At 44.3% G+C, this 12707-nt stretch carries 9 protein-coding genes; all 9 read left to right on the forward strand.

Annotation, left to right across the window (positions count from 1 at the left end):
* Positions 1–168: 168 nt before the first annotated feature.
* A complete protein-coding gene (locus DW025_RS10100; protein WP_119999788.1) occupies positions 169–1458 on the forward strand; it encodes a galactokinase in 1290 nt (429 codons plus the stop codon).
* Between the two features lie 288 nt (positions 1459–1746).
* Positions 1747–3255 carry a UDP-glucose--hexose-1-phosphate uridylyltransferase gene (gene galT, locus DW025_RS10105; protein WP_119999789.1) on the forward strand — a complete coding sequence of 503 codons (1509 nt, stop codon included), beginning with the start codon at positions 1747–1749 and terminating at the stop codon, positions 3253–3255.
* Between the two features lie 254 nt (positions 3256–3509).
* Positions 3510–4526 (forward strand): UDP-glucose 4-epimerase GalE, encoded by a 1017-nt coding sequence (galE, locus tag DW025_RS10110; RefSeq protein ID WP_022217011.1) that lies wholly within the window; start codon positions 3510–3512, stop codon positions 4524–4526.
* Between the two features lie 199 nt (positions 4527–4725).
* Complete coding sequence (locus DW025_RS10115) at positions 4726–5511, forward strand: glycosyltransferase family A protein (RefSeq protein WP_242859110.1); 786 nt, start codon at positions 4726–4728, stop codon at positions 5509–5511.
* Positions 5508–6539, forward strand: a complete 1032-nt coding sequence (locus tag DW025_RS10120; RefSeq protein WP_117550143.1) for a glycosyltransferase family 2 protein — start codon at positions 5508–5510, stop codon at positions 6537–6539. Before DW025_RS10115 ends, DW025_RS10120 begins: the two co-directional genes overlap by 4 nt.
* A gap of 25 nt (positions 6540–6564) precedes the next feature.
* The gene (locus tag DW025_RS10125) at positions 6565–7353 is read left to right on the forward strand and encodes an ABC transporter permease (RefSeq protein ID WP_015534593.1); all 789 of its coding nucleotides are present in this window, start codon (positions 6565–6567) and stop codon (positions 7351–7353) included.
* A gap of 12 nt (positions 7354–7365) precedes the next feature.
* Complete coding sequence (locus DW025_RS10130) at positions 7366–8226, forward strand: ABC transporter ATP-binding protein (protein WP_330410609.1); 861 nt, start codon at positions 7366–7368, stop codon at positions 8224–8226.
* Positions 8227–8274: 48 nt separating this feature from the next.
* Positions 8275–10107 (forward strand): glycosyltransferase family 2 protein, encoded by a 1833-nt coding sequence (locus tag DW025_RS10135; protein ID WP_119999790.1) that lies wholly within the window; start codon positions 8275–8277, stop codon positions 10105–10107.
* Between the two features lie 28 nt (positions 10108–10135).
* Complete coding sequence (locus tag DW025_RS10140; RefSeq protein WP_119999792.1) at positions 10136–12706, forward strand: polysaccharide pyruvyl transferase family protein; 2571 nt, start codon at positions 10136–10138, stop codon at positions 12704–12706.
* The last annotated feature ends 1 nt before the right edge of the window (position 12707 follow it).

Genomic DNA, 12707 nt, shown 5'->3' on the forward strand with positions numbered 1-12707 from the left:
ATATTTGCAACGCTATGCCATGTTCAAAATCTGTATATTGTTATAGAATTATATTCACAAAGCAAGAAGCGCAACGGCGTAGCGCAGAAAATGTGCGCAATATGGACAACAAAATAACGGACATTAAGAAAAAATATAAAAAGATGGAGAAAGGTGGAGTTACAGACAATGAAGAAAATCGCAGAATTAAAGGAAATTATCGCAGGTGGAGAGTTTGACGAGAAGCTTGCACAGATCTATCTCGACAAGGATATGATCCCATACAACAGGGAAAGATATGTAAAAGCTCTTGATAAATTTACAGAGTTATTCGGAGATCAGGAGGTTGCTATCTACAGCGCTCCCGGAAGAAGCGAGGTGTGTGGAAACCATACAGACCATCAGAACGGACATGTACTTGCTACATCGATCAACCTTGATGCCATAGCAATTGTGGCACCTAGAGAGGACGGCGTGATCGAGCTTGTGTCAGACGATATGCCTAAGGAAGTTATCAATGTAAATGATATCGAGCAGGATCCTGCACTTGAGGGAACAACAACAGCGCTTATCAAGGGTGTTGTTGCAGGAATCAGAGACTACGGATTCAAGGTAGGCGGTTTCACAGCATTTGTCACAAGCGATGTGCTCATGGGAGCAGGAATGTCATCATCAGCAGCATTTGAGAGCCTTATAGGAACTATCCTTTCAGGCCTCTACAATGAGATGAAGGTATCATCTGTAGATGTGGCAAAGATCGGACAGTATGCAGAGAATGTATATTTCGGCAAGCCATGCGGACTGATGGATCAGATGGCATGTGCAGTCGGAGGACTTATATATATCGACTTCTTTGACAAGGCAAATCCTGTTATCAAGCAGGTTCCGGTTGACTTTGAGGCTCATCAGTACAGCCTGTGTATCGTTGACACAAAGGGTTCACATGCAGACCTCACAGACGACTACGCAGCAATCCCTGCAGAGATGAAGCAGGTTGCAAATTACTTCGGTGAGGAATTACTCAGCAGAGTTTCAGAGGAGGACTTCATCAGCAAGGTTGGTGAGATGAGAGCAAGCGGCAAGGTGAGCGACAGAGCAGTCCTTCGTGCGCTTCACTTCTACACAGAGCAGGATAGAGTTGCAGAGGGCGTTGCAGCGCTTGAGAATCAGGAGTTTGACCACTTCCTCGACGTGATAAAGAGAAGTGGAGATTCATCCTTTAAGCTTCTTCAGAATATATACAGCGCAAAGGATCCGCTCACACAGAACGTATCAATAGCACTTGGCTTCTCAGAGAAGTTCATCGGCGAGGATGGTGTGTGCAGAGTACACGGCGGCGGATTTGCCGGAACCATCCAGGCATTTGTCAAGAATGCGGTTGTTGCTGAGTACAAGAAGAACATCGAGTCGATCTTCGGAGAGGGCGCATGCCACGTCCTCAAGGTGAGACCTTACGGCGGAATCAAGGTAGTTGAATAGATATTTGCGAAACATGACAGTGTATAGTGTTTGAGGCAATTTAACATACCAATCAGGGGTCGTTTTCGCTTATTTCTGTCTGCAGCGTATGTAACAGCTGGCTTGCCAGCTGTTGCGGGTAATAGTCAATGCAGATTTCTTAGCATTGACTATTACCTAAGGACCGGCGGCCTCGTATTCCCCTGATTTGGTAATGTTAAATTACCTCAAACATAATACAGGTTTATGGGTTTCGCAAATATCTGTGCGAGAAAAATATAAGGATATGTAGAAAGAAGGGTTACAATCATGATAGATACAAATATCAAGCAGCTTGTTGAGTACGGAATTGCAAATGAGCTGATAGAGGAAGAGGACAGAATATATACAACCAACACCATCCTTGAGATGCTAAAGAAGGACAGCTACGAGGAGCCGGGTGAGGTGCCAGCTATAGATACACCGGAAAAACTTGAGGAGTGTCTCAAGGAGATTCTGGATTACGCAGTTGAGAATGGACTTATCGCAGAGGATTCGGTTGTCCTCAGAGATCTGTTCGACACCAAGATCATGAATGCGTTGGTTCCAAAGCCAAGCCAGATCATAAAGACATTCAGAGAGAAGTACGCAAAGTCCCCAGAGGAGGCGACAGACTTCTACTACAAGCTCAGCAGAGCTACAGATTACATCAGAACATACAGAGTTGCAAGGGATATCAAGTGGGTAAAGCCTACAGAGTATGGTGATATTGACATCACCATCAACCTTTCAAAGCCCGAGAAGGATCCGAAGATGATCGCCCTTGCCAAGACCATGTCACAGTCATCATATCCAAAGTGTCAGCTTTGCATGGAGAACGAGGGATATGCCGGAAGGATCAACCATCCTGCAAGGGAGAATCACAGGATCATCCCTATAGAGGTAAATGGCAGCAAGTGGGGCTTCCAGTATTCTCCTTATGTATATTACAATGAGCACTGTATCGTGTTTAACGGACAGCACATCCCAATGAAGATAGAGAAGGCGACATTCCAGAAGCTCTTCTCATTTGTGGGTCAGTTCCCTCATTACTTCCTGGGATCAAATGCAGACCTTCCTATAGTAGGTGGTTCAATCCTCACACACGATCACTTCCAGGGCGGACGTTATACATTTGCCATGACAAAGGCACCTGTTGAGACAAAGATTACATTTGCAGGATATGAGGATGTTGAGGCAGGAATCGTGAAGTGGCCTATGTCAGTCATCAGACTTGACGGAGAGGATCCAGACAAGATCATAGAGCTTGCCGACAAGATTCTCGGCGCATGGAGAGGCTACACAGATGAGGATGCGTACATATTCGCGGAGACAGACGGAGAGCCTCACAACACGATCACTCCGATCGCAAGAATGAGAGATGGCAAGTACGAGATGGACTTAGTTCTTCGTAACAACATCACCACAGAGGAGCATCCACTTGGTCTCTATCATCCATGGGAGCAGTACCACAACATCAAGAAGGAGAACATCGGACTCATCGAGGTTATGGGACTTGCGGTGCTTCCTGCAAGACTCAAGGGCGAGATGGAAGAGCTTGCAGAGGTTCTTGTGGCAGGTGGAGACATCAAGGCCCACGAGAATATAGCAAAGCATTACGACTGGGTACAGACTTTCATTGGAAAGTATGACATAAATGCAGACAACGTACACAAGATCCTTCAGGATGAGATCGGCGATGTATTCGCAAAGATCCTTGAGTGTGCAGGCGTTTACAAGAGAGATGAGGCTGGAAAGGCTGCATTCCTCAAGTTCGTAGATTATGTGAATGCACAGTAATATAGTGTGCACTAAAAATGCAATAATATATGTGTATCTGTGACAGACGTATTCCATAACTAATATTTATTAATGCCACATTTCATTGTGCATAACAGGATGTAGTGGTATAGTGTTGGAGAAAACGTCATTGCAAAATAAAAATGTTTATAAACTGGTGATCGACATTTGCGCAAGACATGAACAGTGCCCCCAAAAGCACAGGTGTCCGGCAGATGGTTATGAGTCACAGTATCATAAAGGAGGAAAACATTATGAAGATTTTAGTAACAGGCGGAGCAGGTTATATAGGAAGTCATACATGTGTTGAATTGCTTAATGCAGGCTATGAGGTAGTCATTCTCGACAACCTTTACAATGCCAGCGAGAAGGCAGTCGACAGAATCAAGGAGATAACGGGAAAGGATCTCACATTCTACAAGGCAGATATCCTTGACAAGGAAGCTATGGACAAGATATTTGCAGATGAGAAGCCTGACTGTGTAATACATTTTGCAGGACTCAAGGCAGTTGGTGAATCAGTTGTAAAGCCACTTGAGTACTATCAGAACAACATCACAGGAACTCTTAATCTGTGCGAGGTTATGAGAAAGAACGGATGCAAGAACATCATCTTCTCATCATCAGCTACAGTATACGGCAATCCTGCATTTATCCCTATCACGGAGGAGTGCCCAAAGGGAACACCTACGAACCCATATGGCTGGACAAAGTGGATGATCGAGCAGATCCTCACAGACCTCCACACAGCAGATCCAGAGTGGAATGTAATTCTTCTCCGTTACTTCAACCCAATCGGAGCTCATAAGAGCGGACTTATCGGAGAGGATCCAAAGGGTATTCCTAACAACCTTCTTCCATATGTTGCACAGGTTGCAATTGGAAAGCTTCAGAGCGTTGGAGTATTTGGCAATGATTACGACACACCGGATGGAACAGGTGTGAGAGATTACATCCATGTAGTAGACCTTGCAGTTGGACATGTAAAGGCTATCAACAAGATCAAGGAGAATCCTGGAGTTAAGGTATACAACCTTGGAACAGGAAATGGTTACAGTGTCCTTGATGTTATCAAGGCGTTCAGCAAGGCCTGTGGACATGACGTTCCATATGTGATCAAGGAGAGACGTCCTGGAGATATTGCAACATGCTACTCAGACGCTTCACTTGCCAAGAAGGAGCTTGGCTGGGAGGCTCAGTACGGAATCGACGAGATGTGTGCTGACTCATGGAAGTGGCAGTCGATGAATCCAAATGGATATAATGACTAATTCCAAAATATAAATAACATAAAGCGGCAGAGCACCGACAAATACTATATATAATCAGATGTAGATTTGCCGGTGCTCTTTTCTGTGTATTGACTTTTTAAAAGAGACGTTGTATAAGTAAGTAAACTACGCTTTCTGCGGTCTTTGTTAATTATGCCCTTTTTTAGGGCTTTATCAGATAGAAATGGGTGTTTGACATATGAGACTAGAAATACTGCTTTCGTGTATGAACCTTCAGGATGAGGATATCATAACGAAATCCCATATAGAGTCCGACACGATCATAGTCAACCAGTGTGGATATGATGGGTACAATGAATATGACAGGAACGGACATAAGACAAGAATTTTTTCGGTGAATGACAAGGGTCTTACCAAGAGCAGGAACTATGCTATAAAGCATTCCGAGGCGGATGTGTGTCTGCTGTGTGATGACGATGAGGTGTTCAGCAGGAATTACGAAGAAGGGATACTGACTGCGTACAGAGATCTGCCAGAGGCGGATGTCATCATATTCAACATAGGCAACAGACCTGCCCATTGGGGCGACATGCCTAAGAAGCTTGGATATCTGGATCTCATGCATGTGGCATCCTGGCAGATATCATTCAAGAGAGAGAGCATAGTCAATAATAATGTATATTTTGATGAGCGCATGGGGGCGGGCTCGGGCAACGGAGCTGAAGAGGAATTCAGATTCCTCACGGATTGCAGGAAGAACGGACTTGCAATATATTACGTACCATTTGTCATAGCGGATGTTGCGCAGACAAAGTCAACATGGTTTAAGGGGTATAACGAAGAATTTTTCATAAACAGAGGTAATACGACAAGATACATCATGGGTTATGTACCGGCGGTATTGTACGCAGCGTATTACAGTATAAGGAAGAGACATCAGTTTGACAGTGATATATCATGGTTTAAGGCCTTCAGACTTATTATGAAGGGAATACATGAGAACAGGTTAGGGAAGAAGAAATGAGTGAAAAAATATTAAGTGTGATAATTCCGTCCTACAACAGCAAGCCATATCTTGACAAATGTCTTGGATCACTTGTTGTTCCGGAGCTTATGGACAAAATAGACGTGATAGTGGTAAACGATGGCTCGACAGACGGCAGTGAGAGTATATGTGAGGAGTACATTGAGAAGTATCCTGACAGCTATTCACTTATTAATAAGGAGAACGGAGGACATGGCTCAGCGATAAATGCCGGAGCTGAGAAGGCCAGGGGCAGATACATGAAGGTGCTTGACGCCGACGACTGGTTTCTCACAGAGAGTATTCCTGAGTTTATAGGAAAGCTCGAGAATGCCAGTGCGGATGTTGTTCTGACATGTCACCACACCATCAATATAACAACAGGGGAGATAAAGAACTGGAGATGTTTCCCTGATGAATTCGACAGAGAATATACTATGGAAGAGGTCATGTCAGACTGGAAAAAATTTGACAGAAGCCTCACATTCCATGGAATAACATATAGAACACAGTTTTACCGTGAGAATGGAGTCAGACTTGCAGAAAAAGTATTCTACGAGGATCACGAATATGCGACATATCCATGCTGCTTGGCAAAATCCATACTGCCACTCGATATGTTCGTGTACGAGTACAGGATCGGGGATGTGTCCCAGAGCGTATCCGCGCAGAATCAGCTCAAGAGAATCGACCACACCAAGATGGTCATAGTAAAGATGCTCAAGAACAGAGAGGACATCTCGGAGCAGTGGGCCCTTGAATACTGCGACAAGAAGATACATCTTCTTCTGCTGAGCTTCATGGTAACTTCCATGTTATGCGATTCCGACAGAAAGAGAGGTGTTGCACGGGTAGATCAGCTTATGAGTTATATAGTCAAGAGAGACAGACACGTCGTTGATATGACATTGAAGCATTATAAGATACTTAAGCTTCTGAATGCTGCGCATGTGGGTCTGGAAGGCTACAACAAAATGCTTAATTCAAAGCTTTACAACAAGGTAAGGCACAATAAGAGTTTTGAATAGATTTACTATGGAGGATTAACGAAAAATGAAAGTAAAAAGCGGAAGCTTTTTAGAAGTTTTTAATTATAAAGATCTTTTAAATCAGCTTGTTTCAAGAGATATAAAGTTAAAGTATAGAAGAAGTTTTCTTGGATATGTGTGGAGTATCCTGAACCCATTGCTCATCATGATCGTAATGGTTATCGTATTCTCCAAGATGTTCAACAGATCGATACCACACTTCCCTGTGTACCTTTTTGCAGGACGTATACTGTACGAATTTGTAATAGGTGCATGTGGTAAGGCACTTGGAAGTATAACAGATAATTCGTCACTGCTTAAGAAAACGTATGTGTCAAAGTTTATGTTCCCGCTGGCAAAGATCACAAGCTCACTTGTTGACTGCCTGTTTTCACTGGGAGCGTTTCTTATCGTTATCATATTCACACGTTCACCATTTTACTGGACGATGCTGTTGTTCCCGTTCATATTCCTTCAGGCCTATATATTTGCCTGCGGATTGGGCTTTTTTCTTGCACAGCTCCATGTATTCTTCAGAGATACAAGATATATATGGAATGCGGTCACCACAGCGTGGATGTACTGTTCAGCGATATTCTATCCTATAGATATGCTGCCAGACTGGTTGAAGTTACTTGTGAATTACTTCAACCCACTGTATGTATATATCAAGCAGTTTAGATGCATAGCGCATCAGGGAGTGATGCCTGATCTCACTACTATCGGTCTCGGATTCCTCTATGCATTCTTTTTCTTTGGACTGGGAGTGCTGTGTTTCAAGAAGAATCAGGACAAGTTCATTCTGTATATTTAGGAGGTGTGGCAGTTGGCTAACGTAGAAGAGAAAAAGAACGAACTTGATGATAAGAAGATTTTCACCTCAAATGCACAGCGTACAACAACTGTGGCAAAGGGTGAGACCATTATAGAGCTCAAGGATGTGACCATAAGATTCAACAAGAACAATCTGAAGGTGGACAATCTGAAAGAGTATTTTATAAGACTTGTGACAAAACAGTTGATGTTCCAGGAGTTCATAGCGTTAAAGGACATCAATCTTGATATAAAGAAGGGCGAGGCGTGGGGTTTCGTTGGAACCAATGGTGCCGGAAAATCCACCCTGCTCAAGGTAGTCAGCAGAATATTGAAGCCTGCCAGCGGTACTGTTAAGGTATCGGGAACTGTGGCAGCCCTCATAGAGCTTGGAGCCGGAATCGATCCACAGCTCACGGCCCGTGAGAATATATTTCTCAACGGAACTCTGCTGGGATATTCAAAGGCATTTATAGAGTCAAAGTTTGACGATATAGTTGAGTTTTCAGAGTTGCAGGATTTCCTTGACTCTCCGGTCAAGAACTTTTCTTCAGGTATGAAGACCAGACTTGCATTCTCCATAGCGACGGCGGTTGAGCCGGATATTCTCATTGCGGATGAGATACTTGCTGTAGGTGATATGCGATTCAAGAAGAAGTGTGCGGCCAAGATGACTGCCATGCTGGAGGATGGAACGACCCTGCTGTATGTATCCCACAACATAGCTGCTGTCAAGAAGCAGTGTAACAAGGCTATGTGGCTGGATCATGGAAATGTAGTTATGGTGGGAGATGCCGATACGGTATGCGATGCATTCAAGGCCGAGATGGATGCACCTGCACCGGCAAAGGTCCAGAGCAAGGACAAGAAATAACAAGAAATCAGGCAAGATGTTTGATATACAACACAGGAGGATTGGATAATGTTACAGAATGTGAAGTTGCAGAATGTGATGCTGCAGATGAATCTGGATGTGAACTTGATAGAGTATCCTGAATTCAGCGCCATTGGAAAGGGAGAGGAATCACCATTTATATACGACTCAGAGAAGAAATGCCATGTTGTAGAGAAGCTCACAAAGGTTAATTTCATGAGCTATTACAACTGCATTCAGGTAAAACGCTGGTCGGAGTATACAGGGGTAAAGAACTTCAAGCTTCACCTCACAATGAAGGGAAAGGCTACAATATCCGTATATGCAATATATTCAGCATCCGTTGCGGTTACCTACAATCCACTTGTATCACAGGTAGTTGAGAGTGATGAGGTTTCAGAGGTGGTTGTGAACATACCGGAGACAGATAAGGCTCTTGTAGGTTTCTATATGGATACCCTGGAAGATACAGAGATATACAGCGGATACTATTCTGCTGACATCGAGGAGGACAGAATAAGGGATGTAAATATCTCTCTTGTCACAACAACATTCAAGAAGCAGGAATATATCAAGCGTAATATAGACCTCATCAAGTCAAATGTACTCTATGATGGAAGCGACCTCAAGGGACACATGTTCGTACATGTTATTGACAATGACAGAGAACTCGATCCATCAGAGCTCGACAGTGAGGATCTCAAGGTTTATATGAATAACAACGTAGGTGGAGCCGGCGGTTTCACCCGTGGAATGATAGAGGCACTGGAGCTTCCAAAGAAGCCTACACATGTACTCCTCATGGATGATGACGTTATGGTCATGCCAGAGAGTTTGTTCAGAACATATTATCTGCTCAGACTCCTCAAAGACGAGTACAAGAAGTGCTTCCTGAGTGGAGCCATGTTCGATTACGACATACGCCAGAAGCAGTATGAGGACGTGGGATTTGTCCACAAGGCAGACGGATCATACGGTCCGGTCAAGTCAGCTATGGATATGAGGCTTCTCAAGAACATAGTTGCAAATGAGAACTACAGTTTCAATGTCGATGATGCATATGCAGGCTGGTGGTACTGCTGTATACCTGTGGAGCACATCGAGGACAGAGGCTTACCACTTCCGGTATTTGTCAGAGGTGACGATGTAGAGTTCTCACTGAGAAATAAGCCGGGATTTATAGCACTTAATGGTATCTGTATATGGCATGTGGGATTTGCAGGCAAATTCAACGCCGCCATGGAGCTTTATCAGGTTCACAGAAACAGTTTTGTTATCCAGGCGGCAAGCGGAATATGCCAGGATGTGGATTTCCTTGCGAGAGTAAAGGAAATGTTCTGGAAGGATATAACCAGATTTGCATACAACAATGCTGAGCTGCTCATAGATTCCATTGAGGATTACCTCAAGGGACCAGAGTATATCATGCATCTTGACGGAGAGCAGAGCCTCAAGGAGCACAATGCTAAGAACGAGAAGCTTGTGCCGCTGGCAGAGCTTGGCTATGCAGGGGATCTTCCTACAGATCCATACAAGTATGAGAGTCTTAATCTGTTCCGCAAGGCAATGTATGTGCTCACGATAAACGGACATCTTCTTCCAAACTTCATGCTCAGAAGAACACCGTATATCATCGCGTACGACTGGTTCTTTGTTCCGGGAAAGAATTACATGAAGAAGACTCTCGTTGCCGTGAACAAGAACGGTGGAACAGGAGTCAGAAGAACGATCAACAGAAAGCGTTGTTTTGCGCTTATAAAGAGATATAGAAAAGTATTGGCTAAATACAAGAAGACACATGTGGAAGTTGAGCAGGCTTACAGAAATGCATTTGACGAGATGAAGACAACTAAGTTCTGGAAGGAATATCTGCATATATAAAGTGATATGGAAGGAGTATCTTTAGGGTATGGCTACTATTAAAGGTATAAAAAACCGTTTGGCGGCTGCGGGAAGAGCACTGGGGGGAGATTACACCTCAGAGAAGAACGGTTCGAAGCCAAAGGATAAGCTCAAGGCGTCCCAGCGAGTAAATGCGGCGCAGAGGGCGATGAGCGGTGATTACGCTCTCAGAGACGGCAAAAAGCCTGTTGTAAAGGTCGAGCCTGCTGAGATCAGGATGAATAAGGTATTCACCACGAAGGAAAAAGCAGAGCCTGAGATCAAAGTGTTTGAGAAGCAGGAGAGTGCCAGACAGAGAGAAGAAGAGCGAGTAGAGTGGAGAAAGAAAGCGGTGAGACGCGACAGCGACAAGACAGTCGGATGCATACATCCTGATTACTGCTGTGGCTGCGGCGCGTGCTACAGTGTATGTCCGGTAAATGCTATAAGCATGAAGTATGATTCAGAGGGATTTCTTGCTCCTGTAGTGGATCGCAGCAAATGTACAAACTGCGGTTTGTGCAGAAAGATCTGTCCATCTATAAATCTTGAGTATAAGAACACTGTCGAGCCTGCATGCTATGCGGCATATGCAGACGATGAGATAAGGGCAAAGAGTTCGTCAGGTGGAATATTCACACTGCTGGCTGAGTATGCATTTGAGCAGGGTGGAGCTGTATGTGGAGCAGGATACACAGACGATTTCAAGGTTGAACACTTTATCATAGAGAGCCCGGATGATCTGGACAAGCTCAGAAAATCCAAGTATGTTCAGGCTGATGCATCGAAGGTGTATGCGGACGTTAAGAAGATACTCAAGGAAGGCAGAGTGGTAGTATTCTGCGGATGCGGATGTCAGGTCGCAGGACTTTACGCAACACTCAAGAATGTGGATATATCAAATCTCTACACAATAGATCTGATGTGCCACGGCGGCCCATCGCCAAAGCTGTTCGATGATTATCTGAACAAATATCACGGCAAGGATCAGGGCAAGGTTGCTGATGTTGGATTCAGAGACAAGGACTACTTCGGCTGGTCTACAGAGATGACTGTAAAGTACACTGACGGAACAGTTTATCACAGAACAAGGACACAGGATCCATATTACAGAGCATTCCTTCCTTGTATATCGACGAGAAAGTTCTGTGGACACTGCGCATATGCGAAGCTTCCGAGAACAGGTGATATAACACTTGCAGATTTCTGGGGAATCCAGAAGTACAACAGAGATTACACTGACGGCAAGGGAACATCCATTGTGTCAGTCAACAGTCCACAGGGTGAGAAGATATATGCAGCCATAGCGGACAAGCTGCTCCTGAACAAGGAGATTCCGCGTGATGATGTGCTTAAGACAGGACAGCCTTTTGACCACTGCTTCAAGAATCATCCTGCCAGACAGAGATATTTTGAGCAGATAAAGAATGGCTCATCCATGGAGAAGGCATACGATTATGCCATAAAGGACAAGTACGATGTAGGTATATATGGCGTGTGGTTCGGTGCAAACTACGGAAGTGTTGCTACCTATTACGCACTTCACGAGATCATCAGATCATTTGGTCTGTCAGTGCTCATGATAGACATGCCTGCAGCCAAGACCGGAGCCGGCAAGCCTGACACCCATGCGAGAAGATTTGCAAAGGCACATTACCATGAGAGCAAGAGATACACACTGAAGGATATGAGAGAGCTCAATTCCAAGGTCGATACATTCATCATGGGATCAGATCAGGTGTGGAACAGAGGTATAAGCAGAGGCTTCGGCTTCTCATTCTATTTCGATTTTGTTGAGCCGGATAAGAAGAAGATCGCATTCTCTGCATCATTTGGACATGACAGGGACTTCTGTAATGCACAGGACAGAGAGACGATATCTGAATACATGAGACAGTTTGACGGAATATCCATCAGAGAGACCAGTGGAGTTGAGATCTGTAAGGATGTGTATGGAATAGATGCGGTGAGAGTTCTTGATCCTGTATTTGTTGCAGACAGGAAGATATTCGATTCACTGGCAGACAAGGCAAAGAAGAAGCACGATGGCAAATATATGCTTGCATATATACTTGATCCAACTCCGGAGAAGAGAGCCGCAGTGGTTGAGGTTTCAGAGAAGCTCGGCCTTGAGGTAGTTGTTCTTCTGGACGGACGTCCAAAGGACCCGGTGAAGAACCGTCAGATCATGGATATGGACGACAAGATCGTCGACGACATAACAGTCGAGGACTGGCTGAACTATTTCAGAAATGCAGATTTCGTTCTCACTGATTCATGCCACGGAATAAGCTTCTCACTTGTATTTGAGACAAACTTTATCGGACTTGCAAACAGTGCAAGAGGAATGACAAGATTTGAATCCCTCGTGGATGTATTCCAGGTGAGAGATCATTACGTTCAGGATGCGGCAGACATTCTTGGAAATGATGAGCTGTTGAAGCCTGTGGATTACGACAATGTCAATAAGATACTTATGTCAGAGAGGGAGAGATCCCTTGCATGGCTTAAGGAAGTATTGTTCAGACCTAAGGAGTTTGAGGGTTATAGAGCATATCCAATTATAGATAAGAGATTGGCGGAAGATAAGGAGGATTAAG

The sequence above is a fragment of the Coprococcus sp. AF38-1 genome, from assembly GCF_003603945.1.
Taxonomy (GTDB): Bacteria; Bacillota; Clostridia; order Lachnospirales; family Lachnospiraceae; genus Coprococcus; species Coprococcus aceti.